We start from the raw sequence: 22,257 nt of genomic DNA, 5'->3' as shown, positions 1-22,257 counted from the left end.
TTTGATGGTTGCTTGCGATCCGGCGATTATCCGGGTTCCGCCCTACCCCCGAGTCATCTTCGCAAAATATGTCAAAAATCAAACCGGCCCCCTTGCCACCCGATACCGCGATTGGTGGTTACCGTGTGGTGCGTCGGTTGTCGTCCGGTGGTTTCGGTGTGGTCTATCTGGCCCTCGATGCCGAAGGCCAGCAGGTCGCCATCAAGGAATACCTGCCTTCGTCCCTGGCCACGCGCGCCCCGGGCGAGCTGCTGCCCAAGGTGCAGTCCGAAAAGCTCTCGCTCTACCGCCTGGGCCTCAAGAGCTTCTTTGAAGAAGGCCGTGCGCTGGCGCAGATCTCGCATGCCTCGGTGGTGAGCGTGCTCAACTTCTTTCGCGAGAACGAAACCGTCTACATGGTGATGAACTACCTGGAGGGCGCCACCCTGCAGGACTTCATCATCACCGCGCGCGACCTGAAGACGCAGAAGGTGTTCCGTGAGTCCACCATCCGCTCGCTGTTCGACGAGGTGCTGCGCGGGCTGCGCATCGTGCACCAGCACAAGATGCTGCACCTCGATATCAAGCCGGCCAACATCTTCATCACCGACGACAACAAGGCGGTGATGATCGACTTTGGCGCGGCGCGCGAGGTGCTGTCCAAGGAGGGCAACTTCATCCGCCCCATGTACACGCCCGGCTTTGCCGCGCCTGAGATGTACCGGCGCGACTCGTCCATGGGCCCGTGGACCGATATCTACGCCATCGGCGCCTGCATCTATGCCTGCATGCAGGGCTTTCCGCCCAACGAGGCGCCCCAGCGCATCGAAAAGGACCGCCTGTCGCTGGCGCTGACCAAGCTGCGCGGCGTGTACTCCGACAACCTCATCGAGGTGGTCGAGTGGTGCATGGCGCTGGATCCGCTGTCGCGCCCGCAGTCGGTGTTCGCCTTGCAGAAGGAGCTCAGCCGCGAAGGCGAGCGCCGCTACACCAAGCTCACGGTGGCCGAGAAGATGCGCCTGCAGCTCGACACCCTGGTGTCCGACACCAAGAAGAATGTGCAGAAGGTGGGTGAAGCCACCGGTATCGGAGCCAAGCCCAAATGAAAACCACCCACGCAAAGCGGGTTCGGGCGGGATGCATATTTACTAACGATGCATTGGTGCATCCTTGTTTGCGTGGGCCACTATGAAGTTCTCCGTATTCCAGATCAGCCGCCGCGGCGGCCGCGAGAAGAACGAAGACCGCATGGGCTATTGCTACACGCGCGAATCGGGCCTGTTCGTCCTGGCCGACGGCATGGGGGGGCACCCCGAGGGCGAAGTGGCGGCGCAGATCGCGCTGCAGACCATCTCGGCGCTGTTCCAGCGCGAGGCCAAACCCCAGCTCAAGGACGTGCAGGAGTTCCTCTCGGGCGCGCTGCTGGCCGCGCACCACCAGATCCTGCGCTACGCCACCGACAAGGGCATGCTCGACACGCCGCGCACCACACTGGTGGCCGCCGTGCTGCAGGCCGGCACGGCCACCTGGATCCACTGCGGCGATTCGCGCCTGTACATGGTGCGCGACGGCGACCTGCTCACCCGCACCCGCGACCACTCGTACATGGAGCTGCGCAACAACCCGCCGCCGGGGCTTGAGCGCATCAACCGCAACGTGCTGTTCACCTGCCTGGGTTCGCCAACCAAGCCCATCTACGACATCACCGGCCCGGTGTACCTGGAGCAGGGCGACCGCATCCTGCTGTGCTCCGACGGCCTGTGGGGCACGCTCAGCGACGAAGAGATCGCCAAGCAGATGGCCCGCCAGACGGTGTCGCACGCCGTGCCGGAGCTGGTGGAAGAGGCCCTGCGCACCGCCGGTGACAGCAGCGACAACGTGACCGTGGTGGCGCTCGAATGGGAGACCCCCGATGCGTTCGAGTCCACCCAGGGCGTGTCCACCGACAGCATCAGCGACGACGTGTTCGCCTCTACCATCCAGGCGGGTCCGCTCGACGGGCTGGTGGACGACCTGGACGACGCCGCCATCGAACGCTCGATCGCCGAGATCAACGAAGCCATCCGCCGCTCTGCCGCGCGCAAAACCTGAGTTCCATGGGCTGCGGGCGGTGTGCGGCGCCGTGGAGAACGGCTCTTGTGCGGCCGGCCGCTGGCTGACGCACCGACCTGACCCGCAGGCCTGCCCGCGTGCGCAGCGGGCGACTGCCTTCTTTTGACACCGGAAATTCACATGACCACCTACCTTCGCACCGGCGACCGTGCCGCCGACCAACTGCGCCCCGTGCGCATCACGCGCCACTACACCATGCATGCCGAGGGCTCGGTGCTGATCGAGTTCGGCAACACCAAGGTGCTGTGCACCGCCTCGGTGGAAGAGCGCGTGCCCCCGCACAAGCGCGGCAGCGGCGAAGGCTGGGTCACGGCCGAGTACGGCATGCTGCCGCGCGCCACCCACAGCCGCAGCGACCGCGAGGCCGCGCGTGGCAAGCAGAACGGTCGCACGCAGGAGATCCAGCGCCTCATCGGCCGCAGCCTGCGCGCCGTGTTCGATCTGAAGCTGCTGGGCGAGCGCACCATCCAGCTCGACTGCGACGTGATCCAGGCCGACGGCGGCACCCGCACCGCCGCCATCACTGGCGCTTGGGTGGCCGCGCAGGACGCCGTCACCCAGCTGCTGGCCGCCGGCAAGATCACGAAGTCGCCCCTGGTGCAGCCTGTGGCCGCCATCTCGGTGGGCATTGTCGAAGGCACGCCGCTGCTGGACCTGGAGTACGTGGAAGACGTGGGCTGCGACACCGACATGAACGTGGTCATGACCGGTGCGGGACACTATGTGGAAGTGCAGGGCACGGCAGAAGGCGCGGCCTTCACCCGCCAGGAGATGGATGCGCTGCTGGCCCTGGCCGAAAAGGGCATTGCCGAGCTGATCACCCTGCAGCAGCAGGCCCTGCGCGACTGATCCAATTCCCTCCGGGCTGGCCGCCAGTCGGCCCTGACAACAACGATTTTTCACGATGAAACTGGTCCTCGCATCCAACAACCGCGGCAAGCTGGCCGAACTGCAGGCCATGCTGGCACCGCTCTCGGTCGAACTCGTGCGCCAGGGCGACCTGGGCGTGGGCGAGGCCGAGGAGCCGTTTCGCACCTTTGTCGAAAACGCCCTGGCCAAGGCGCGCTTTGCTGCCGCGCACACCGGCCTGCCGGCCCTGGCCGACGATGCCGGCCTGTGTGTGGACGCCTTCGGCGGCCTGCCGGGGGTGGACACGGCCTACTACGCCACCCAGTTCGGCTACGAAAAAGGCGACGACACCAACGTGCGCGCCATCCTGGAGCAGATGCAGGGCATCGACCAGCGCCGCGCCGCCATGGTCAGCACCCTGGTGGCGGTGCGCAGCCCCGAAGACCCCGAACCCCTGATCGCCGTGGGCCGCGTGGTCGGTGAGATCACGCGCGAGCCGCGTGGCAGCAACGGCTTTGGCTTCGATCCCGTGATGTTCATCCCCGAGTTCGGCAAGACCTTTGCCGAGCTGCCCGTGGAAGTGAAGAACGCCCACAGCCACCGCGGCCGATCTGCCCAGCAGATGCTGGCGCTGATGCGCGAGCGCTGGTTCTGAGCACCCCTCCGAATTTCCATGACCCACATCCCCATCGTCCCCGACACCGAGGCGGCCGAGCCCGCCGTGGTGCGTGACATCCAGCACTACATGCGCGCGGGCCTGCTGCAGCTGCAGAGCCTGCCGCCGCTGTCGCTGTACGTGCACCTGCCCTGGTGCATCCGCAAGTGCCCGTACTGCGACTTCAACTCGCACGAGTACCGGGGCGCTGCTGCAGGGGCCGATGCGGGGCACGCCGCGCCCGGCGAGGTGCCCGAGCAGCGCTATATCGACGCCCTGATGGCTGACCTGGAGGCCGCGCTGCCCCTGATCTGGGGCCGCACCGTGCACAGCATCTTCATCGGCGGCGGCACGCCGAGCCTGTTCTCGCCTTCGGCCATCGACCGCTTGGTGGGCGGCATCCGCGCGCGCCTGCGCCTGGAGCCCGATTGCGAGATCACCATGGAGGCCAACCCCGGCACCTTCGAGAAAGACCGCTTCAAGGCCTTTCGCGCTGCGGGCATCACGCGCCTGTCCATCGGCGTGCAGAGCTTCAACGACCGGCACCTGAAAGCCCTGGGCCGCGTGCACGACCGCGCGCAGGCCCTGGCTGCGGTGCAGGAGGCGTCCGAGGCCTTCGATACCTTCAACCTCGACATCATGTATGCCCTGCCGGGGCAGACCCCGGCCGAGCTGGAGGAAGACATGGCCATGGCCTTGTCGCTGAATCCGCCGCACATCTCCATCTACCACCTCACCATCGAGCCCAACACCTACTTCGCCAAGTACCCGCCGGCCATCCCCGAGGACGACCAGGCCTACGCCATGCTCGACCGCATCACCGAGATGACGGGCCAGGCGGGGCTTTCGCGCTACGAGATCTCGGCCTATGCGCGGGCCGGCCACCAGTGCTGGCACAACACCAACTACTGGCAGTTCGGCGACTACCTGGGCATTGGCGCCGGCGCGCACAGCAAGCTCAGCTTTGCCCACCGCGTGGTGCGCCAGGTGCGCTTTCGCGACCCGGGCCGCTACATGGATAACGCCCTGGCCGGCCACGCCGTGGCGCAGGACGAAGAGGTGCGCCGCGCCGACCTGCCGTTCGAGTACATGCTCAACGCCCTGCGCCTGCGCGAGGGCTTTGCGCTCAAGGATTTCACCGAGCGCACCGGCCTGCCCGTCACTGCCATCGCCAAGGCGCTGGACAAGGCCGAGGCCAAGGGCCTGATCGTGCGCGAGCCGGGTGGCCAGGTGCGGCCCACGGAGCGGGGTTTCGACTTCCTGAGCGACCTGCAGGAGCTGTTCCTGGCCGACTGATCAGGCGGTGGGGCTGCTGCCCTGCAGCCGCCACAGCCCGAACAGCGCCGCCAGCGCCACGAGCGAGATGCCGAAGGCCAGCCACAGCGCCGCATGGGGTCCGGCCGAGGTCAGGATGGCGGCGAACACCGGCGGTGCGGCGGCGAACGAGAGGTTCAGCGGCATAGCCAGCCGCGCCGACGCGCGCGCATAGGCCGAGGCCGGAAACACCAGCAGCGGCAGCGTGGCGCGGCTCACGGCGATGACGCCGCCCGCCATGCCGTAGACCAGCGCGAACAGCAGGGCGCCGGTGAAGCTGCTGGTAAGCATCAGCACGATGAAGCTCAGCGGAAACAGCGCCGCTGCAGCCAGGCCCGTGGCAAAGCCCGACCAGCGCCTGCCGCCCAGAAAGTCGAACAGCCGCCCCGCCCACTGGGCAATGCCGATGAAGGCCGCCGCCGCCAGCGCGCTGGCGTGGCTCAGACCCGACGCCTCGAACAGGATGATGATGGTGAGCGCAAAGCCCCAGGTCACGAAGCCATTGGCGGCAAAGCCCACGGCCAGCAGGGCGAAGCGGGGCCGGTCGATGGGGACGGGCTCGGCCGGCACCTGGGTGGCGGTGGTACCCCTGGGCCGGCGCGCCAGCACGGCCCAGTGCAGCGGCAGGCAGACCAGCAGCACCAGCGCGGCAAAGGCCAGCGTCGCCGCGCGCCAGCCCCACTGGGCCTGCAGCAGCCCCGAGAGCGGCCAGAAGAGGGTGGAGGTGAGGCCCCCAGCCAGGATCAGCACACCCAGCGCCCGGCGCGCCTTGTCGCCCGCGATTTCGGTCACCGCGATCTGCGCCGGCGTGCTCAGCATGCCGGCACCGGCCAGGCCTAGCACTGCCCACGCCAGCAGGTAGGACACGGGGCCTTGCGCCAGCCCCACCAGCGCCAGGCCCAGCGCGCCCAGCAGCGAGCCCAGCACCATCACCGGGCGCGCGCCATGGCGCTCGAACATGGCGCCCAGCGGCCACGAGGCCAGGGCCATCACCACCAGCATGGCCGTGGGCCCGGCCATCACCAGTGGCAGGCCCATGCCCAGCTCGGCCGCCATGGCCGGCCCGGTGACCGCCGGCAGCCAGAAGGTGGAGCCCCAGCCGATGAGCTGGGTGAGCGAGAGGGCGGCGACGGCGCGGACGGTGGGGGAGGGTAAATGCATCGGAAAGCGGACGGCGCACAAGAGCAGGCGGGGTGCGAATTGCCCCGTGATGGTACTTGCAGCCGATGCTCCTTCTGCGTCTGCTCCGCCGCGTACGTTCCTGGCCGCGCACCCCGGCCGGCCCGCGCATGGGGATCAGGCGCAGTGCGCCGACAGGATCATTCCTGCAGCATCCAGCCCCAGCAGCAACCGGCCTTCGACTACCACGCCCTTGATGCCCACGCCAGGCTCCAGTGGCCAGGCCCAGGTGGCGCCCGATGCCTGGCGTGCCTGCTCCACGACAAACGGCGTGGCCTGCCAGCCCAGGTAGATCTGGGCTGGCAAGGCATCACAGGTGCGGCGCTGCTGCAGGCGCGTGTCGGCCGCTGCGGGTGCAGTGCCTGTCGGCACCTGCGCAAGGGCGCTGCCGGCCATCAGCAGGGCCAGGGCCAGGCAGGTGGGCAGGGATGCCCTTGCGTCGGCCATGGTGCGCTCAGCCGCAGCGCACTGTGGTGATCTTGCCGCTGGCGTCCGTCACCAGGTTCAGCCGCTCGGCGTTGAACTCCATCGTCACAGGCTGGTTGTCGCGCAGCACGCGGGCCATGGCTGCGCCCGAGGCCACGCGCGCCTGCTCGACCGTGCTGGCCGTGGGCTGCTTGCCCTTGGCACCCTGGGCCGGTGCGGCGTTGCAGGTTCCGCCCCTGGGGCCGGGGCCTACCGAGGGTGTGTCGGCTGCTGGCGGACGCGCGGGCGTGCCGGCGCAGCCCGCCAGCAGGGCCATGCACAGGCCAGCGCAGGCGGTGAGAAGGGTTTGGTGGCAGTGGTGCATGGAGGGTCTCCTCGGATGGACAAAAAGGGGCGCACGGAGCGCGCGTGGCCTTGCCACCATAACGCCTGGCGAGCCCGTCATTTGTGACGTGGCGTAACCACGGCGCCAGCGCCTACAGGGAGACAGGGCATTGCAGGACATTTCCTACACATGTGACATCGGCTATCCGACCCCGGGTTCCCGCCGAAAGTGCGCCAATCTTTCCATAGCCCAGTCTTTTCCCGAACGCGAGGATGGAACCATGCACTTCGATGACCTCTACACCCGGCGCCTTGAACGGATCGGCGAGCCGGACCCCCTGCAAATGGGCCAGCCGATGCGGGCTGCCGCGCAGTCCCAGCAGAGCGAGTACCTCATGGTGGGCAAGGCCGACATGGCCCATGTGCAATGGGAACCCCAGTTCGGGGACACGCTGCATGGCGAATTCCAGGCGATGGGCTGATGGCGTTCAAGAGTACAACCACCATGCTTGCCGCCGCCCACCCCAGCCAACGCACTAACCTGGCACCCAATGACGACGGCAGCCTGCAGGTCAGCCTTATCCTGCACATCGCGCACGACGGCGCGCAAGGCTACCGTGCCCGCATGTTCGACGAGCAGGACCAAGTGGGCAGCCCCACCTACCACTCGCGCATCGAAGAAGCCATCCGCTGGTACGGCGAACATTCGCCTGTCGCGGGCGTGCAGGCCTTTCGCATCTGGTACGGCGGCTGGTGCGCGGGCAGCTTCAGCCTGGCAGACATGGAGCAGGATGCCGAGAGCATCGCCGATCGCCTGCTGGTGCTGGCCCTGGTGGTGCGCTGAACCCCGGCGTCTTTACGGCGTGAGGAAGTAGTACCAGATCCAGGGCGCGTAGACGAGCTCAGGCGCCCATGCCACCGCAATGATGCCGTTGTAGAGCGGGCAGTTGTACCGGTCCGCGTAGTAGCCCGCGAACGGGATGAAGGTGCCAGCTGCCGTGCATCATAGTCCACTGAAACCGAGAAATCGGCTCTGCCAGACCCTCACCCTGCGGGCCGGGGTTGCCGCGGGCGCATCGCGGCGTTGCGGGCTTTGCCAAGTCGGCCAGCCTTGGCCGCAGCCCGCGCCTTGCGCTGCATCCCACTGCCACCCCGGCGCACAGCCGATTTCTCGGTTTCAGTGGACTAAGTATCCGGTCAACTCGATGAAGGCATCGGTGCGCGTCAGGTACCCCAGCGGCTGCGTGCCGACCTGTACCACATTGCCCGTGCTGGTGCTCAACAGATAGGTGTAGAAATAGGTGGGCTCGATCACGAGGGCCCGCGTCGCGCCTTTGCCGGCGGTGCTGGCCGCCGGGCGCTCGATGGACGGCATCGGCACCCGGTCGAGGCTCGGCGCCTCCCCGGACTGCGCCAGGGCGCCATGCGATACCACCAAGGCCATCAGCAGCAAGAGCAGTTTCTTCATGGTGTTCCCCCAGGAATTGACCAGCCATGGTTGCACTCCGCAGGCCATCATGCAAGCCCATATGGCCAGCACTGGCTAAGTTTTCGCTGGGTTCGAAGCTGACAGAAGGCTGTCGGTAAGGCGGCGGTGCTGGTATAAACGCGCTCGGTCACCGGCGCGCTGCGCTGGCATGCCCACAACGACAAAGACCCGAGGAGACACATGAACCCGAGCGCCGCCGCGACCGCTGTCCGCCACTGGCTTGCCAGCCCTGTTCTAAGTGCGGGCGTGCTGCTCGCCGCTACGGTGGGGGCGGCGCAGGCAGCCCCCATCGTGGTCGGCCAGGTGGCGCCGCTGTCGGGCCTCAAGGCCAGCGACGGCCGGGGCTACTCGGCAGGCATGCAGATGTACTTCAACCACGTCAACAAAGCCGGTGGCATCAACGGCAACACCCTGGTGCTGGCGCGCAAGGACGACACCGGCCGCGCCGACCAGACCTTGGCCGCAACGCAGCTGCTGCTGGCCGAGCAGCGCCCGCTGCTGCTGGCGGGCTACATGGGCGCCGGCAACCTGGCGGCACTGCAGAAGTCGGGCCTGCTGGCCAAGGAGAAGATCGCGCTGGTGGGCTACCGCAGCAGCACCTTCCAGCCTGACTCGCCCCTGCTCTACAACGTGCGCGCCGGCCTGCGCGACGAGATCGGCAAGATCGCCGAGCACCTGGCCACCGTGGGCATCACCAAGCTGGGCCTGCTGTACGAGGAGGGGCCCGACGCCCCCGCGCTGCTGGCCAGCGCTGAGGAGGCCGTGAAGAAGAACGGCGGCAGTCTCGTGGCCAAGGGTTCGTACGAGATGGACACCCTGCGCATGGAGAACGCCAACAAGCTGCTGCAGGCGGCCAAGCCCCAGGCCATCATCCTCATCACCAGCGGCGCCGCCGCTTCGGCCTTCATCGAGAAGTACCGGCTGGAAGGCGGCACCGCCCGGCTATTCGCCTCCTCCGACGTGGACCTGGAGCAACTGGCCAAGCGCCTGGCCGAAGAGCACATGCAGGGCATATCGATCGCCCAGGTCACGCCCAACCCGTACCGCGCATCGAGCAAGCTGAGCAAGGAATTCCGCGAGGTGCAGGCCAAGAGCGGCGACCCCGACGTGCCCGTGAGCTACGCCATGATGGAAGGCTACATCGCCGCCAAGGTGATCGCCGAGGCCGCCCGCCGGGCCGGCGCCAAGCCTACGCGCGAAAACCTGGCCGCTGCCTTGGACAGCATCGACAGCCTGGACCTGGGTGGCTACACCGTGGGCTACCGCCCCGGACAGCGCGCGGGTTCGCGCTTCGTGGAGCTGTCCATCGTGAGCGCTACCGGCCGCATCCGGCAATAAGGATCGGCTTCAGCGCAACACGGCGCTGCTGTGGCGCACCAGTGCCTCGTTGCCCTGCCGGTCTGTGGCGATCTGCTGCGCGAAGGTGGCCACTGTGCCGCCCGCGGGCAGCAGGTGCTTGTCCCTCAGCACCGCGGCAAAGCCCCCGGCACCGAGGATGCGGTTGACCGCCTCGTTCAGCCCCTGTACCACGGCGGGCGGGGTGCGCGCGGGGGCGAACAAGCCGAACAGCGAGCTCAGGTTGGCGCGCGGGTAGCCCAGCTCGGCCAGGGTGGGCACCTCGCGCAGCGCCGGCAGGCGCGCGGGCGAGCCCACGGCCAGTGCATGCAGGCGGCCGGCGGCCACATACTCGAGCTGCTGCGCCGCGAGGTTGGACGACAGCACCTCGAACTGGCCCCCCAGCGCGTCGTTGAGCTGCGCACCGCCGCCCTGGTAGGGCACGTGGGTGATGTCGGCCCCGCTGTGCAGGCGCGTCTGCACCAGCACCATGTGCCCGGTAGTGGCCACGCCCGAACTGGCCCAGCGCACGGCGCCGGGCCGCGTGCGCGCCAGGGCGACCATCTCGGTGAACGAGCGCGGGCCCAGGGCCGGCGTGCCCATCACCAGCACCGGCGTGTGCATGATGCCTACGACCGGCATAACCAGGCCGAGCGGATCGCGCAGGCCGCCGGGCACCAAGAGCGGCTGCAGCGTGACCGGCGTGATGGCCGAGAACGCCAGGGTGTGCCCGTCGGGCGCGGCGCGGGCCAGCAGGTCGATGCCCACCGAGCCGCCGGCACCGGCGCGGTTGTCCACCAGCACCGGAACGCCCAGGGCGCGCGCCAGCGGCTGCGCCAGCGCCCGCGCCGTGGCATCGCTTACGCCGCCGGGCGGGTACACCACGATCAGCCGCACCGGGCGGCTGGGCCAGCGCGGTGCGGCTGCTGCATGCACGGCGGGTGCTGCAGCCACCAGGGCCGCGCCGCCCGCAGCCCAGCGCAACAGGTGGCGGCGGGGCAGGGTGGCAGTGGTGGGCAGAAGTGGCTCAGGCCGTCGCAGCAACTTTGGCCCTTCCGGCCGCGATCTTCGTGACCAGCTCGACGAAGGCCCCCGTGGGGCCGTGGCAGTCGCTCTTGCGGTACGCCAGCGTCAATGGCGCGCCCAGCTTCACCGCGCGGGCCAGCGGCCGGTAGACGATGGCGTTGTGGTGCGTGCCCTGCATGGACGAGGGCACCACCGAGATGCCGGCCCCGGCGGCCACCAGGTTCAGGTTGGTCATCATGCGGTCCACCTCAGACACCACGTTGATGGCCACGCCCTCGCGCGTGCACAGCTCCAGCAGGTTGGCATACAGCCCCGGCGCGCCGGGCTTGCGCACGAAGATGAACTTCTCGCCCTGCAGCTCCTTGAGCTGCACGGGCAACTGCTTCTTGCCCACAGGCGCCTGCGCCAGCGGGTGGTCGCGCGGCATGGCAAGCACGGCCGGCTCCTGCAGCAAGGTCTTGAGCACCACGCCCTTGGGCCAGGCCACGGGCACGCGCAGAAAGCCGCAGTGCAGTCGGGACGAGGCCACCGCCTCGGTGATCTCGGCGGCGTTGTTCTCGCTTACCACCAGCTGAATGCCGGGGTAGGTGGCGCGGCACATGCGCAGCGCCTCGGGCGTGAAGTCGTGCGCCGCCGACGAGCTGGTGAAACCGATGGAGAGCATGCCCTGGCTGCCGTCGGCAAAGGCCAGCATGCGCTCCTGCATGGCCGCGCAGTCGCGCAGCAGGCGCGTGGCCTCGGCATAGAAGAGCTGGCCCGCATCGGTCAGCGTCACGCCCTTGGGATGGCGCAGGAACAGCGGCACACCGAGCTCCACCTCCAGCCCCTTGATCTGCTGGCTCAGCGGGGGCTGCTGCATGCCCAGGCGCTCGGCAGCGCGCGTGATGTGCCTGGCATCCGCAACGGCGACAAAGTAGCGCAGGTGCCGAAACTCGATATTCATAACGTATGGACCACAGATTATTCAGGTGTTTGGCATGTGCAGCCTACGCTCCTAGGATACGCCCTGTTCCTTGCAACCGGCCTCGTCGGTTTCCCTGTGGCGGGCTTCGTGCCCGCCTGTGCATTGCGCACAGGAGCACGCTTTTGACACAACAACAACCGGAGACAAAATCCATGCGTTTCACCACCGGCTCGCGCAGCCCGGTCGCTTCGTCGACCCTGTCCGTCCTTTCCACCCTGTCAGCCATCACCCTGCTGTCCGCCTGCGGCGGCAGCGACAGCCCCGCATACCCGCCCGAAGCCAAGCCCGTTGCGGTGGCTTGCCCGGCCGAACTGCCCGCCACCGCCACCTGCCAGGGCGGGCGCGATTCGGCCGGAGCCTACTACCTCATCGCCACGCCCAAGGACTGGGGCGGCAACCTGATCCTGCACGCACACGGCGGGCCCGATCTGGCGGCCCCCACGGCCGAGCGCGCGCAGGAGGACCTGGTGCGCTGGGCCATCATGGTCAAGGCCGGCTACGCCTGGGCGGGCTCCACCTTCCGCCAGGGCGGCGTGGAAGTGCGCGCTGCAGCCGAAGACACCGAGCGCCTGCGCCGCATCTTCAACGAGCATGTGGCGGTGCCCAAGCGCACGGTGCTGCACGGGCAGTCGTGGGGCGCGGGCGTGGCCGCCAAGGCCGCTGAGATGTTCACCGCGCAGACCGTGGGCGCGCAGCCGTACGACGCAGTGCTGCTCACCAGTGGCGTGCTGGCCGGCGGCACGCGCTCGTACGACTTCCGCCTGGACCTGCGCGCCGTCTACCAATACCTGTGCAACAACCACCCCCGGCCCACCGAGGCGAGCTATGCGCTCAACCTCGGCCTGCCCGCCACGCTGACCCTGGCGCGCGACGACTTCAACGCCCGCGCCAACGAATGCCTGGGCCTGGACAAGACCGCCGCCCAGCGCACGCCTGAGCAGCAGCGCAAGGTCGAGACCATCGAGAAAGTCATCAAGATCCCCGCCAGCGCCATCTCGGCCCACCTGAGTTGGGGCACCTACCACTTCCAGGACGTGACCGCCAAGCGCACCGGCGGCGCCAGCCCCTTTGGCAACACCGGCGTGGTCTACAGCGGCTCGGCCGACGACGCCGCCCTCAACGCCGGCGTGCTGCGCTACCGCGCCGACCCGGTGGCCGTGCAGCGCTTTGCCGACGACACCGACCCCAAAGGCACCATCCCCGTGCCCGTGCTCACCACCAAATGGATCAGCGACCCCACGGCCTTCGTCGAGCTGGACGCCTACTTCAAGACCGTGATGGACCGCGGCGGCAGCGGCGACCGCCTGGTGCAGACCTTCGTGACCACCGGCACGCACAGCTACATCAGCGACCCGACCTACCCGGCGCTGGTGACCTCGCTGCTCGACTGGGTGGAGACGCGCACCAAGCCCACACCCGCCAGCGTGGCGCAGCGTTGCACGTCGCTCGAAGCGCGCTTCGGCACGGGCTGCACCTTTGCGCCGGCCTACGTGCCCGGCGCGCTGGAGACGCGGGTGCCGGCGCGCACGCGGCCTTGAAGCTCAGGCCCAAAGGCGCGGTTGTCAGGCAGCCGTAGAGAAGCTGTCAGCCAGCCGCGCCTCCACCACCGCGTTGCGCGACTGCTTGACGCAGCGCTGCTGCTGCTCACCACCATCGCGCAGACATTGCAGCGCATGCGGGCCCACCCAGACCTGAGCGTCCGGCTTGCCGGGGTTGGCCGAGCGCCCTGGCACGGCCGGGCCGAAGGGCATGGCGGGGTTGCACCAGCGCAGCACGGCGTTGCTGTAGTGCTTGCGCACGAAGCGGCCCAGCGTTTTGTAGCGCCGCTCGACTCCCTGGGCGGCCTGCGCGCTGGCGCTGCCCGTGGCCACCGCGATGCGCCCCTCGAAGAGCACACCGTCCGCAAAGATTTCGGAGCGCAGGAACTGCACGGTGGCGTACTCCGATTCGCAATACCAGTCGTTGCAGCCGGCGATGTAGCGGGCTTGCAGCGCTGCTTGGTCATCGGGCGACCAGAGGATGCAGTAGTTGCCGCGGATGGCGTCGAGGTCGCGGAAGGTCTGCGGCGCCGCAGCCTGCCAGCGTGGCCCGTCGATCAGCAGCACCGCAGGGTCGGCCAGGACCTGCGCAGCGAACTCGCGTTCGTCGGCAGGGTGCATCACAAAGCGCAGCTGGCTGTTCATGGGCGGATTATCCGGTGCACGCGCGGGCAATTGCCCGCCCCATGGGCTTCTTCAAACCTCATTTGAAACTGAAAGCGGTTCGCACCGGCTTATCAGCGCGGCACCCGGCTCCTACAGTTTGCCCACCATTAACCCTGGAGGTGGAAACGATGCGAACGGTGAAATCTTTGTCCCTGCCCATGAAGGGCCTGCGCCATGCCGGCATGGCTACAGCCCTGGTGCTGGGGCTGTGCTTGGGTGCGCAGTCGCAGGCCCAGCCGGCGGTGCCCGACTACGGCCCGGCCCTGACCCTGGACATGGCGCGCAAGGCCATGTCGGCCGCCGACGCGCTGGCGCGCGGCAATGGCTGGAATGTGGCCATCGCCATCCTGGACAGCGGCGGCCAGATGGTCATGTACCAGAAGTTCGATAACACCCACCATGCCAGCATCGCCGTGGCGCAGGGCAAGGCCCGCACGGCGCTGGACATGCGCCGCCCCACGCGCGTGCTGGAAGAGGCCGTGGCCTCGGGCGGCGGTGCCCTGGGCCTGCTGTCGGCCCGTGAGCTGACCCTGCTGCAGGGCGGCGTGCCCATCGTCAGCGGCGGCAAGATCGTGGGCAGCATCGGTGTCTCGGGCGTGGCTTCGGCCAACGACGAGAAGGTGGCCTTCGCAGGCGCGGAGGCATTGAAATGATGCGGCAAGCCCTGCTCTCTGGCGCCATGGCCCTCGGCCTTCTGCTGCTGGCCTCGCCAGCCATGGCGGGCCTGGCCGAAGACGCTGCGGCGGCCAGCGTGGACATCTATGCCCGCATGACGGCCAAGGACGCGCCGGGCTTCCTCAGGTACCGGCCCCCGGGCGGGTTCACCGAGTTCACGCCTTCGTCAAAGGAGCTGCAGCGCCTGGAGCTCAAGCCCTTCACGGACCTGTTCTCGTCGGACATGCGCATCAATCTGCGTGCTGAGGACATCAAGGTGCAGCTGATCGGCGATGTCGCCGTGGTCACCGGCACCCGCATCGGCTACGTGGCGGCGCCCAATACCACGCCGGTGGAGGTGCGCTACGCCCTGACCATGATCTGGGCACGTACCAACGGTGCGCTGCAGCTGCAGCACCTTCACTACACGCCACTGGCTGCCAGGTAGTTGGAGGGGAGGACCGCCGGCACGGGCCTGACCGGCCCTTGCATCGCAACAGGCATGCCCCGGGCACCATTAGTGCCCGGGGTATTTTTCTTCGGATCAGCGCGATTGGAAGATGGCGCCATCGGCCTGCAGGGCATACGGCGCAACGCGCGCCTTGTACGCCAGCAGGCTGTCGATGACCTTCTTCGCATCGGCGTCGGCCCTGGCGCTTTCGGCCAGCTCCTGCGCCGTGGCGGTCTTCAGGGCCGCCAGCACCGATGGCGGCAACTGCCTGAGCGCCGTGCCCCGGCCTTCCAGTGCGCGCATGGCCACGGCATTGCGGTCCTGCGCGCGGGCCATGGAGCGCAGCGCGGCGGCCTGGGCCACCTGGCGCAGGATGTGCTGCAGGTCGGCGGGCAGCGCCATGAACTTCGCGCGGTCGATGAAGGCGTGCATCACCACATCGGGCTCGTGCCAGGGCGCGTAGTAGTGCGGCGCGTACTGCGCCAGCGGCAGCGTGGCGTCGATGGCCGGGCCGACCACGTCGGCCGCATCGATCCTGCCCTCGGCAAAGGCCGCGACGATCTGGCCCAGCGGCAGGTTCACCGGCACCGCGCCCACGCGCGCCAGCACCCGCCCCGGAAAGCCCGCGATGCGGATGCGCACGCCCTTCAAGTCCTCGGGCGTCTTCAGCTCCTTGGCGAACCAGCCGCCCATCTGAACGCCGGTGTCGCCCACCGCCAGCGGCAGCACGTTGTGCTGCGCCAGGATGGGCTCGAACAGCGCCTGCCCGCCGCCCTCGGCCAGCCAGGCGTGGTTTTCCAGCGCCGTCAGGCCGAAGGGGATGGCGGTGAAAAAGTCGATGGCCGGCACCTGGGCTGCGTAGTACTGCGCGGTGGTGTGGCCGATCTCGAATCGGCCCTCCTTTACCGCCTGCAGCAGCCCGGCGGGCGCGCCGTGTTTGCCGGGGTCGATGACCTCGATGGCCAGGCGCCCGCCCGATGCGGCGCGCACGCTGTCGGCAAAGTCCACGGCGGTTTCATGCAGCAGCGGCAGCGCGGTGGGCCACGAGGTGCCCATGCGCCAGCGGATGGGGGCGGGCGATGCCGCCTGGGCGTGCACGGCGGGCGCGGCGGCCAGCGATGCAGTGGCCAGCGCGGCAGCCAGTGCGCGGCGCCGGGGCAGGGGGCTGGTGGTGTCGTTCAGCATGGCGCATTCACTCCGCAGTGATCTTCTTGTCGGCCGCCAGGCGGGCCCACTTGGTGATCTCGGTGCCCAGGTAGGCCTGCGCCTCCTCGGGCGTGCCGCCTGCGATCTCGGTGCCCAGCGCGGCGAGCTTTTCGCGCACGTCGGGCGTGGCCAGCACCTTGGCCATGGCGGCGGCCAGCGCGTCGCGCACGGGGCGGGGCAGGGCGGCCGGGCCCATCAGCATGTACCAGGCGCCGATCTCGTAGCCGGGCACGCCGGCCTCGGCCACGGTCGGCACGTCGGGCAGGGTAGCCACGCGGCTGCGCGTGGTCACGGCCAGGGCCCGCAGCTTGCCCGCGCGGATGTGCTGCAGCACCGTGGGCACGGTGTCGAAGTTCACGTCGATCTGGCCCGAGATCAGGTCAGTGAGCGCCGCGCCGCTGCCCTTGTAGGGCACATGCGTCATGCTGGTGCCCGTGGCCAACTGGAACAGCTCGGCCGCGAAGTGCTGCTGCGTGCCCTGGCCCGACGAGGCGTAGTTGACCGCGCCCCTCTTCGCCTTGGCCATGGCGATGAACTCCTGCAGCGTCTTTGCGGGCGACGACGCCGGCACCACCACCACCTGCGGCACGCTGCCGATGAGCACGATGGGCGCGAAGTCCTTGCCCGCCGCATACGGCATTTTGGGCGTGATGGCCGGCACCATGGCGTTGGAGCTCACGTGGCCCAGCAGCAGGGTGTAGCCGTCGGCCTTGGCCTTGGCCACCACGCCGGCGGCGATGGTGCCGCTGGCGCCGGCGCGGTTTTCCACCACCACGGGCTGCTTGAGCAGTTCGGACAGGCGCGGTGCGATCTGCCGCGCGATGAGGTCGGTGCCCCCGCCCGGTGCGAAGCCTACGACCAGGTTCACCGGCCGGGATGGATAGGCCTCCTGCGCGCCGGCCGGCAAGGCCAGGGCAGACAGGCAGGCGGCGGCGGCCACGATGGCGCGGCGGCGGTCGATATTTTTCATGGTCTTGTCTCCTCGCACCGCAGGGCTCAGTGGTATTCGGTCAGGCTGCCGAAACCGGGGAACTGGTCCTTGATGCCCATCTTGCGCAGGGCCGACCAGTAGATGACGGGGCCCGATGCGAACACCGGCTTCTTGAGCCACTTCTCGGCGTCGTTGGCCACGCGGGCATAGGCCAGGTTGGTGCCCAGCTGCAAAATGGCGTCGGGCTTGGCGGCCTCGCAGCGCAGCGTGGCCTCGGCTAGTTGCTCGTAGGTCTGCGAGGCGACGTGGATGATGCTCTTGCACTTGAGCCCCTCGACGTGCACCACCTCGAAGCCGCGCGCGGTGAAGTAGTCGATGGCGTTGGTCTCGATCACCGGGTAGTAGGGCGTGAGCAGCGCGATGCGCTTGGCGCCGCACAGCTTGAAGGCCTGCTCGGCCGACTGCGCGCCCATGGTCACGTCCACGCCCGAGGTCTTCTGCAGGTGCTCCAGCAGTGCAAAGCTGCCTTTCTCGCCGCCCATGTAGCTCTGCGAGGACATGCCCAGCACCAGGTGGTCGATCAGTGCCTCGTTCAGGCGGCGCACCGAGTCGTCGAGGTTGGCCGTCACGTTGCGCATGATGATGGACCAGTCCTCGTCCTGCTGGATCTTCTGGTTGGGCACGTAGTAGCGGTCGACGGCGTTGATCACGCCGCGCGGGCGCATGTCCATCATTTCGTTCTCCACGTTCACGTTCGGGCCGGGCGTCATCACGCCAATCACACCGCGCGGGCCGAGCGCATTCACATAGCGTTGCTCGTCGTGGGTGGAACCGTCGATTTCACGGATACCTTGCTGAAATGCATTCATTTTCTGTCTCCTGGGATTGAATGAGGGGTTGATTGGGGTGTTCATTGGCCGAATGAATGCATTCGAATGTAGGGAGACGGCCTGAGCATGTCAAGCAATTTGAATTCAAAGAGGCAAAATTCATCCTGAAATAGGCGTAATTTCCGCTGATGATGCTAAAAATGAATTCATAATTACCCATGTCCAAAGAATTCGTCCACACCACCCTGCTGGAAGACCTGCGCGAAGTGTTCGTGCGCGGCGAGGTGCCGCCCGGCCAGAAGGTGCCCGAGGCCGCGCTGTGCGAGCGCTTCGGCGTATCGCGCACGCCGTTGCGCGAGGCGCTCAAGGTGCTGGCCGCCGAGGGCCAGGTGGAGCTGCTGCCCAACCGGGGGGCGCGCGTGCGCGAGCTCTCGCTCGACGAGGTGGAGGGCCTGTTCGCGGTGGCCGGCGCGCTGGAGGCCCTGGCGGGCGAGCAGGCCTGCCAGCGCATCACGCAGCCCGAGCTCGACGCCCTGGCCGGCCTGCATGCGCAGATGCGCCAGGCCTATGACCAGCGCGACATGGCGCCGTACTACGCGCTCAACCGGCAGATCCACGAGGCCATCGTGCAGGCCGCGCGCAACCCCGTGCTGGTGTCGCAGTACAGCATCCTGAACGCGCGCATCCGCCGCATACGCTTCGCCTCGCCCATGACGCCCGAGATCTGGGCGCGCGCCATGGCCGAGCACGAAGGCATGCTCAACGCCCTGCAGCGGCGCGACAGCGCGGCCATGGCCAGCATCCTGAAAACCCACCTGCAGCACAAGAGCGAGGCCATCGTGCAGGCCATGCGCGAGGTCCTGGCCGCTGCGCCCGCGCCCCGGCGCGCGCGTGCCGCGGCCGCCTGAGATTGCACGGCGGCGCGCGGGCACCACCACCACACCAGCGGGAGACGACAGGCCATGAAGATCCAGAACGTCGAAGACATCCGCGTGCTGGTGGAGACCGCGCGCGGCGGCTCGCTCACCGCCGCAGCGGCCGTGCTCGGGATCACCCCGGCTGCGGCCAGCGCCATGCTCAAGCGGCTGGAGGCGCAGCTCGACGCGCGCCTGTTCGAGCGTTCCACCCGCGCCATGCGCATCACCCCGCAGGGCCAGACCCTGCTGGACTACGCCACGCGCGCGCTGGAGTTGCTGGAGGAGGGCGAGGCACAGCTGGCCAGCGAAAGCCGCTCGCTGGTGGGCACGGTGCGCGTGGCCGCGCCCTCGGACCTCACGCGCAGCGTGCTGCTGCCCTGGTTCGATGCCTTCGTGGAAAGCCACCCCGGCGTGCGCGTGGCCCTGACGGTGAGCGACCGCGTGCAGGACGTGCTGCGCGACGCGGTGGACATCGCCCTGCGCTACGGCGCGCTCAGCGACTCGGGCCTGGTGGCGCGCCAGCTGCACACCACGCGCCGAGTGCTGTGCGCGGCGCCCGCCTACCTGCAGCGCCACGGCGCGCCGCAAACGCCCGGGGACCTGGCGCAGCACAACTGCCTGACCTTCCACCTGGCAGGCAAGCGCTACGACGCCTGGCGCTTCGAGCAGGCGGGCCACTGGACCGAGGTGCGGGTGGACGGCGACCGCGATGCCAACGACGCGGCCATCGCCCACCAGTGGGCGCTGGCCGGCGCGGGGCTGCTCTACAAGTCCGAACTCGACGTGGTGCATGACCTGGCCTCGGGTGCGCTGGTGCGCCTGCTGGCGGACTGGCATGGCGAGCACTACCCGCTCAACGCCATCCTGCCCAGCAACCGCTTCGTGCCGGCGCGCGTGCGCGCGCTGGTGGACTTTCTGGCCCTGCGCTTTGCCGGGCTGCAGGGCGGTCAGAACCCCGGCGTTCCAGGCGCAAGCGGCCTGAAGCGGTAGACCAGGTACGGGGCCTTGTTCTTGCCCACCTTGTCGGCCTGCAACACGTCGGTCAGCGGCAACTGCGCGGCGCCGGTGTACATGTAGCCATCGCGGTTGTAGGTCACCCCATCGGGCCAGACCATGCCGGGGTCGGTCACCAGCCGCGTGTACTTGCGCGTGCCGGGCGGGATGACGCCCACGGCGCGCTCGCCCACCTCGGTGAGGTACAGGTTGTCCCGGGCGTCGATGGACAGGCCGCCGTTGAAGGGCTTGTCGGCATAGGTCTCGACCTTGGCGCCCAGCTGCTCGGGCGTGAGGCGCGCATCGAGCAGGTCGCGCATGCGGATGCGGTACATCTTGTAGGCGCTCAAGGGCGCGAAGTACAGCCACTCGCCCTTGCGGTCGAGCGCGATGCCGTCCACCCCCACGCCCAGCGCGAAGCTGCCGGCCGTGGGCTGGCCCACGTCCCAGGTGATCGGGTCCTTCACGGGCAGCACGCTCTCGTGGCCCTGCAGCAGGCGGCGGCTCTGGCCGGTCTTGAGGTCGACCACCACCAGCGCGGCCTTGTCGCCAACGCCGTTGGAGTTCTCGCCGATGGCCTCGTCGGCGATCACTATCACCTGGCGCCGCAGGTCGATCACGAAGTCGTTGTGCTGCGACTCGGTCACCGTGGCATCGCCGGTGATGGGGATGACCTTGTGCAGGCGGTTGGTGCGCGTGTTCCAGCCCACGAGCTTGGGCACCAGGCCGGCCGGGCGGCCCGCGGCCTGGTCGGTGGTCTTGGCCGAATCGAGCATCCAAAGGATGCCGCTGGCATCGGTGTGCAGGCCCAGCACCCAGTCCAGGCAGCGGTTGAAGTCGCTCTTCCAACTGCCGTCGGCGTGCTTGCAGCTTTGCCAATCGGTGCTGGGGTAGGGCGTGGTGCTGCGCCGGTCTGCGTTGAGCAGCGCCACCTGCACCTTGGGCCCATAGAGCGGGTGGTAGCCCACGATGAGCCGGCCGTCTGGCATCTGCGTGATGCCGCCGATGTCCGCGGCATCGAGTTGGGCGTGGACTTCGAGGGTGGGCTGGCCCGTGGCACCGGGGGCTGCATTGTGGCCCGCCTGGGCCAGCGCGGTGGTGCCCAGTGTGGCGCAGGCCATGGCAAGCGCAGTGCGGAATAATTGGGTCGGGTGCATTCGATCGGTCTCCTGTCGTTGTTGTGCGTGCGGGATGGAAGTCCATCCCGCACGGCCAGCGTAGAAGCGATCACGGCCAGGATAAAGCGCCCCGGCGCGCTAACAGTTTCGGCGTTCCGTTGAAGAAAGACGCCGCAGGCCGCCTACTTGAAGGTCACGCGCACTGGCACGGCGCCCGGCAACCCGTCGTAGGTGGCCGTGACCGCCAGACCGGCCTTGGGCGGCAGCAGCGCCGAGAACGAGCCCAGGCTCACCAGATCGCCCGGCTGCAGCGTGATGCCCTCCTGCTGCAGCGCGGTGGCCAGCCAGGTGACGGCGTTGAGCGGGTGCTCCAGGATGTCGCTGCCCTTGCCGCCACCCAGGCGCGCACCCGCGCCATCGGTGAGCGAGACATTCATGTCGGCCAGTGCCTTGAGGAAGGCGTAGCGCTCGCCTCGGTAGGCCGGTATGGGCAGCGGCGTGCCGGCAACGCCCAGGCGCGCACCCACGTTGATGGCCGTGACGCCCGCGCCGTTGAGCTGGGGTGGCGCCTGCACCATCAGGTCGGGCAGCTCGATGAAGGGGATCACCTGGTCGATGGCGTCCAGCACCTCTTCGGGCGTCTTCGCATGGTTGATGGCCGCGCTTTTCACGCGTACCAGCATGTCGGCCTCGTACAGCGCGCGGGCGCCGAAAGCCGCCTCCACCGTGGCGCCGCTCTGCAGCACCATGCCGTCATAGAGCTTGCCCCACACCGGCTTGTCGGTGTTGAAGCGCTTTTGCACCGCCGGGTTGGTGAGCCCCGCCTTGTAGCCCACCACCTTGCCCATGCGCTGGGCCAGCAACTGGTTGAGCTTGCCGCGCGTGCAGGCGCCATCGGCGTCCGAGAGGTTCACCGGGTTGGGTGCTGGGGTGCGCGCCACGTAATGCGCGAGCAGCTCGGCGGCCTGCGCATCGGTCAGGCAATCGGCGTGGGCGGTGGTGGCCGTTCCCAGCGCCAGCAGAGCGGCGGCGGTGGTGGCAAGGGCTTGCTTCAAGGGCATGGTGGTGTCTCCTGTCGTTGTGAGTTGTTGTGCTGTCGTTGCGGCGGGGTATGCCCCGCGCTGGCAGCGTAGACGGTAAATGCCGCGCCGCCAAGCCTTGCCCGGCGCCAAGAGTTTCGGCGCGGTGTTGAAAGTGGCCGGGCTGCCCGCGCCGTGATTTTCAAATCCGGTTTGAGGGGGCGGATTCAAAACTGAAGTGCAACACCTGCCACCCTGTAAGGTCCGCAGATGCACAACCCC

At 68.5% G+C, this 22,257-nt stretch carries 25 protein-coding genes; 13 read left to right on the top strand and 12 right to left on the bottom strand.

What is annotated here, in order from left to right:
* Positions 1-68 precede the first annotated feature (68 nt).
* The 5 genes from ASE31_RS26425 to hemW all read left to right on the top strand — a co-directional run bounded on the left by ASE31_RS26425 (position 69) and on the right by hemW (position 4,891).
* Positions 69-1,085, top strand: a complete 1,017-nt coding sequence (locus ASE31_RS26425; RefSeq protein ID WP_008905072.1) for a serine/threonine-protein kinase — start codon at positions 69-71, stop codon at positions 1,083-1,085.
* A gap of 82 nt (positions 1,086-1,167) precedes the next feature.
* Positions 1,168-2,070: a PP2C family serine/threonine-protein phosphatase gene (locus ASE31_RS26420; RefSeq protein ID WP_057205454.1), complete on the top strand. Its 903-nt coding sequence runs from the start codon at positions 1,168-1,170 to the stop codon at positions 2,068-2,070.
* A gap of 141 nt (positions 2,071-2,211) precedes the next feature.
* Positions 2,212-2,940, top strand: coding sequence for a ribonuclease PH (gene rph, locus ASE31_RS26415; RefSeq protein ID WP_057205451.1), 729 nt, complete (start codon positions 2,212-2,214; stop codon positions 2,938-2,940).
* A gap of 55 nt (positions 2,941-2,995) precedes the next feature.
* Positions 2,996-3,595, top strand: a complete 600-nt coding sequence (rdgB, locus tag ASE31_RS26410; RefSeq protein ID WP_057205449.1) for an RdgB/HAM1 family non-canonical purine NTP pyrophosphatase — start codon at positions 2,996-2,998, stop codon at positions 3,593-3,595.
* 18 nt (positions 3,596-3,613) lie between these two features.
* Positions 3,614-4,891 carry a radical SAM family heme chaperone HemW gene (gene hemW / locus ASE31_RS26405; protein WP_057205446.1) on the top strand — a complete coding sequence of 426 codons (1,278 nt, stop codon included), beginning with the start codon at positions 3,614-3,616 and terminating at the stop codon, positions 4,889-4,891.
* Here the strand turns inward: hemW and ASE31_RS26400 are convergent, their stop codons facing one another.
* From ASE31_RS26400 to ASE31_RS26390, 3 genes are all read right to left on the bottom strand, one after another.
* Positions 4,892-6,070: an MFS transporter gene (locus tag ASE31_RS26400; RefSeq protein WP_057205506.1), complete on the bottom strand. Its 1,179-nt coding sequence runs from the start codon at positions 6,068-6,070 to the stop codon at positions 4,892-4,894.
* A 135-nt stretch (positions 6,071-6,205) separates the two neighbouring features.
* Entirely contained in the window at positions 6,206-6,535 is a 330-nt protein-coding gene (locus ASE31_RS26395) for a hypothetical protein (protein ID WP_057205443.1), read from the bottom strand.
* Positions 6,536-6,542: 7 nt separating this feature from the next.
* Entirely contained in the window at positions 6,543-6,878 is a 336-nt protein-coding gene (locus ASE31_RS26390) for an I78 family peptidase inhibitor (protein WP_057205440.1), read from the bottom strand.
* A gap of 241 nt (positions 6,879-7,119) precedes the next feature.
* Here ASE31_RS26390 and ASE31_RS26385 point away from each other — a divergent pair, with 241 nt between their 5' ends.
* Both ASE31_RS26385 and ASE31_RS32855 read left to right on the top strand, forming a co-directional pair.
* Entirely contained in the window at positions 7,120-7,320 is a 201-nt protein-coding gene (locus ASE31_RS26385; protein WP_057205438.1) for a hypothetical protein, read from the top strand.
* A gap of 23 nt (positions 7,321-7,343) precedes the next feature.
* Entirely contained in the window at positions 7,344-7,682 is a 339-nt protein-coding gene (locus ASE31_RS32855) for a hypothetical protein (protein ID WP_235514779.1), read from the top strand.
* Positions 7,683-8,015: 333 nt separating this feature from the next.
* Here ASE31_RS32855 and ASE31_RS26375 read toward each other — a convergent pair whose 3' ends face one another.
* On the bottom strand, positions 8,016-8,306 hold the full coding sequence (locus ASE31_RS26375) for a hypothetical protein (RefSeq protein WP_157412672.1): 291 nt from the start codon (positions 8,304-8,306) through the stop codon (positions 8,016-8,018).
* A gap of 201 nt (positions 8,307-8,507) precedes the next feature.
* Between ASE31_RS26375 and ASE31_RS26370 the strand changes: the two genes are divergently transcribed.
* Complete coding sequence (locus ASE31_RS26370) at positions 8,508-9,665, top strand: ABC transporter substrate-binding protein (RefSeq protein ID WP_057205429.1); 1,158 nt, start codon at positions 8,508-8,510, stop codon at positions 9,663-9,665.
* Positions 9,666-9,674: 9 nt separating this feature from the next.
* Here ASE31_RS26370 and ASE31_RS26365 read toward each other — a convergent pair whose 3' ends face one another.
* Both ASE31_RS26365 and ASE31_RS26360 read right to left on the bottom strand, forming a co-directional pair.
* Positions 9,675-10,706 (bottom strand): tripartite tricarboxylate transporter substrate binding protein, encoded by a 1,032-nt coding sequence (locus tag ASE31_RS26365; protein WP_082604383.1) that lies wholly within the window; start codon positions 10,704-10,706, stop codon positions 9,675-9,677.
* Positions 10,690-11,625 (bottom strand): LysR family transcriptional regulator, encoded by a 936-nt coding sequence (locus ASE31_RS26360; RefSeq protein ID WP_057205497.1) that lies wholly within the window; start codon positions 11,623-11,625, stop codon positions 10,690-10,692. The genes ASE31_RS26365 and ASE31_RS26360 overlap by 17 nt, the downstream gene beginning before the upstream one ends.
* Positions 11,626-11,804: 179 nt before the next feature.
* On the opposite strand from ASE31_RS26360, the gene ASE31_RS26355 reads away from it, so the two are divergent.
* Positions 11,805-13,190 carry a hypothetical protein gene (locus tag ASE31_RS26355; protein ID WP_057205426.1) on the top strand — a complete coding sequence of 462 codons (1,386 nt, stop codon included), beginning with the start codon at positions 11,805-11,807 and terminating at the stop codon, positions 13,188-13,190.
* A 24-nt stretch (positions 13,191-13,214) separates the two neighbouring features.
* Here the strand turns inward: ASE31_RS26355 and ASE31_RS26350 are convergent, their stop codons facing one another.
* On the bottom strand, positions 13,215-13,835 hold the full coding sequence (locus ASE31_RS26350; RefSeq protein WP_057205423.1) for a hypothetical protein: 621 nt from the start codon (positions 13,833-13,835) through the stop codon (positions 13,215-13,217).
* A 158-nt stretch (positions 13,836-13,993) separates the two neighbouring features.
* On the opposite strand from ASE31_RS26350, the gene ASE31_RS26345 reads away from it, so the two are divergent.
* Positions 13,994-14,509: a heme-binding protein gene (locus ASE31_RS26345; protein ID WP_162261441.1), complete on the top strand. Its 516-nt coding sequence runs from the start codon at positions 13,994-13,996 to the stop codon at positions 14,507-14,509.
* A gap of 26 nt (positions 14,510-14,535) precedes the next feature.
* Positions 14,536-14,958, top strand: coding sequence for a nuclear transport factor 2 family protein (locus ASE31_RS26340; RefSeq protein WP_162261440.1), 423 nt, complete (start codon positions 14,536-14,538; stop codon positions 14,956-14,958).
* 96 nt (positions 14,959-15,054) lie between these two features.
* On the opposite strand, the gene ASE31_RS26335 is transcribed toward ASE31_RS26340, so the two are convergent.
* The 3 genes from ASE31_RS26335 to ASE31_RS26325 are packed head-to-tail and all read right to left on the bottom strand — an operon-like array spanning position 15,055 to position 17,967.
* Positions 15,055-16,146, bottom strand: a complete 1,092-nt coding sequence (locus tag ASE31_RS26335; RefSeq protein ID WP_057205414.1) for a TRAP transporter substrate-binding protein — start codon at positions 16,144-16,146, stop codon at positions 15,055-15,057.
* A 7-nt stretch (positions 16,147-16,153) separates the two neighbouring features.
* Positions 16,154-17,137: a tripartite tricarboxylate transporter substrate binding protein gene (locus ASE31_RS26330; RefSeq protein WP_057205411.1), complete on the bottom strand. Its 984-nt coding sequence runs from the start codon at positions 17,135-17,137 to the stop codon at positions 16,154-16,156.
* Positions 17,138-17,163: 26 nt separating this feature from the next.
* Complete coding sequence (locus tag ASE31_RS26325; protein WP_057205408.1) at positions 17,164-17,967, bottom strand: igiC; 804 nt, start codon at positions 17,965-17,967, stop codon at positions 17,164-17,166.
* Between the two features lie 179 nt (positions 17,968-18,146).
* On the opposite strand from ASE31_RS26325, the gene ASE31_RS26320 reads away from it, so the two are divergent.
* Positions 18,147-18,836, top strand: a complete 690-nt coding sequence (locus ASE31_RS26320) for a GntR family transcriptional regulator (RefSeq protein WP_057205405.1) — start codon at positions 18,147-18,149, stop codon at positions 18,834-18,836.
* A gap of 54 nt (positions 18,837-18,890) precedes the next feature.
* On the top strand, positions 18,891-19,835 hold the full coding sequence (locus ASE31_RS26315) for a LysR family transcriptional regulator (protein ID WP_057205402.1): 945 nt from the start codon (positions 18,891-18,893) through the stop codon (positions 19,833-19,835).
* Here the strand turns inward: ASE31_RS26315 and ASE31_RS26310 are convergent.
* Both ASE31_RS26310 and ASE31_RS26305 read right to left on the bottom strand, forming a co-directional pair.
* Entirely contained in the window at positions 19,793-20,995 is a 1,203-nt protein-coding gene (locus ASE31_RS26310) for an L-dopachrome tautomerase-related protein (protein WP_200961170.1), read from the bottom strand. The two genes, ASE31_RS26315 and ASE31_RS26310, sit on opposite strands and share 43 nt — an antisense overlap.
* Positions 20,996-21,138: 143 nt before the next feature.
* The gene (locus ASE31_RS26305) at positions 21,139-22,017 is read right to left on the bottom strand and encodes a 2-keto-4-pentenoate hydratase (RefSeq protein WP_057205395.1); all 879 of its coding nucleotides are present in this window, start codon (positions 22,015-22,017) and stop codon (positions 21,139-21,141) included.
* Between the last annotated feature and the right edge of the window lie 240 nt (positions 22,018-22,257).

The organism is Acidovorax sp. Root217 (assembly GCF_001428645.1).
Taxonomy (GTDB): domain Bacteria; phylum Pseudomonadota; class Gammaproteobacteria; order Burkholderiales; family Burkholderiaceae_C; genus Acidovorax.
Note: the sequence above shows the minus strand (reverse complement) of the source record. Positions and strands in the feature narration are given on the sequence as shown.

What these genes read in the sequence shown, in the direction of transcription:
- ASE31_RS26425 (WP_008905072.1), top strand. Translation starts at nt 69, where the DNA reads ATGTCAAAAATCAAACCGGCCCCCTTGCCACCCGATACCGCGATTGGT.
- ASE31_RS26420 (WP_057205454.1), top strand. Translation starts at nt 1,168, where the DNA reads ATGAAGTTCTCCGTATTCCAGATCAGCCGCCGCGGCGGCCGCGAGAAG.
- rph (WP_057205451.1), top strand. Translation starts at nt 2,212, where the DNA reads ATGACCACCTACCTTCGCACCGGCGACCGTGCCGCCGACCAACTGCGC.
- rdgB (WP_057205449.1), top strand. Translation starts at nt 2,996, where the DNA reads ATGAAACTGGTCCTCGCATCCAACAACCGCGGCAAGCTGGCCGAACTG.
- hemW (WP_057205446.1), top strand. Translation starts at nt 3,614, where the DNA reads ATGACCCACATCCCCATCGTCCCCGACACCGAGGCGGCCGAGCCCGCC.
- ASE31_RS26400 (WP_057205506.1), bottom strand. Translation starts at nt 6,070, where the DNA reads ATGCATTTACCCTCCCCCACCGTCCGCGCCGTCGCCGCCCTCTCGCTC.
- ASE31_RS26395 (WP_057205443.1), bottom strand. Translation starts at nt 6,535, where the DNA reads ATGGCCGACGCAAGGGCATCCCTGCCCACCTGCCTGGCCCTGGCCCTG.
- ASE31_RS26390 (WP_057205440.1), bottom strand. Translation starts at nt 6,878, where the DNA reads ATGCACCACTGCCACCAAACCCTTCTCACCGCCTGCGCTGGCCTGTGC.
- ASE31_RS26385 (WP_057205438.1), top strand. Translation starts at nt 7,120, where the DNA reads ATGCACTTCGATGACCTCTACACCCGGCGCCTTGAACGGATCGGCGAG.
- ASE31_RS32855 (WP_235514779.1), top strand. Translation starts at nt 7,344, where the DNA reads ATGCTTGCCGCCGCCCACCCCAGCCAACGCACTAACCTGGCACCCAAT.
- ASE31_RS26375 (WP_157412672.1), bottom strand. Translation starts at nt 8,306, where the DNA reads ATGAAGAAACTGCTCTTGCTGCTGATGGCCTTGGTGGTATCGCATGGC.
- ASE31_RS26370 (WP_057205429.1), top strand. Translation starts at nt 8,508, where the DNA reads ATGAACCCGAGCGCCGCCGCGACCGCTGTCCGCCACTGGCTTGCCAGC.
- ASE31_RS26355 (WP_057205426.1), top strand. Translation starts at nt 11,805, where the DNA reads ATGCGTTTCACCACCGGCTCGCGCAGCCCGGTCGCTTCGTCGACCCTG.
- ASE31_RS26350 (WP_057205423.1), bottom strand. Translation starts at nt 13,835, where the DNA reads ATGAACAGCCAGCTGCGCTTTGTGATGCACCCTGCCGACGAACGCGAG.
- ASE31_RS26340 (WP_162261440.1), top strand. Translation starts at nt 14,536, where the DNA reads ATGGCCCTCGGCCTTCTGCTGCTGGCCTCGCCAGCCATGGCGGGCCTG.
- ASE31_RS26335 (WP_057205414.1), bottom strand. Translation starts at nt 16,146, where the DNA reads ATGCTGAACGACACCACCAGCCCCCTGCCCCGGCGCCGCGCACTGGCT.
- ASE31_RS26330 (WP_057205411.1), bottom strand. Translation starts at nt 17,137, where the DNA reads ATGAAAAATATCGACCGCCGCCGCGCCATCGTGGCCGCCGCCGCCTGC.
- ASE31_RS26325 (WP_057205408.1), bottom strand. Translation starts at nt 17,967, where the DNA reads ATGAATGCATTTCAGCAAGGTATCCGTGAAATCGACGGTTCCACCCAC.
- ASE31_RS26320 (WP_057205405.1), top strand. Translation starts at nt 18,147, where the DNA reads ATGTCCAAAGAATTCGTCCACACCACCCTGCTGGAAGACCTGCGCGAA.
- ASE31_RS26315 (WP_057205402.1), top strand. Translation starts at nt 18,891, where the DNA reads ATGAAGATCCAGAACGTCGAAGACATCCGCGTGCTGGTGGAGACCGCG.
- ASE31_RS26310 (WP_200961170.1), bottom strand. Translation starts at nt 20,995, where the DNA reads ATGCACCCGACCCAATTATTCCGCACTGCGCTTGCCATGGCCTGCGCC.
- ASE31_RS26305 (WP_057205395.1), bottom strand. Translation starts at nt 22,017, where the DNA reads ATGCCCTTGAAGCAAGCCCTTGCCACCACCGCCGCCGCTCTGCTGGCG.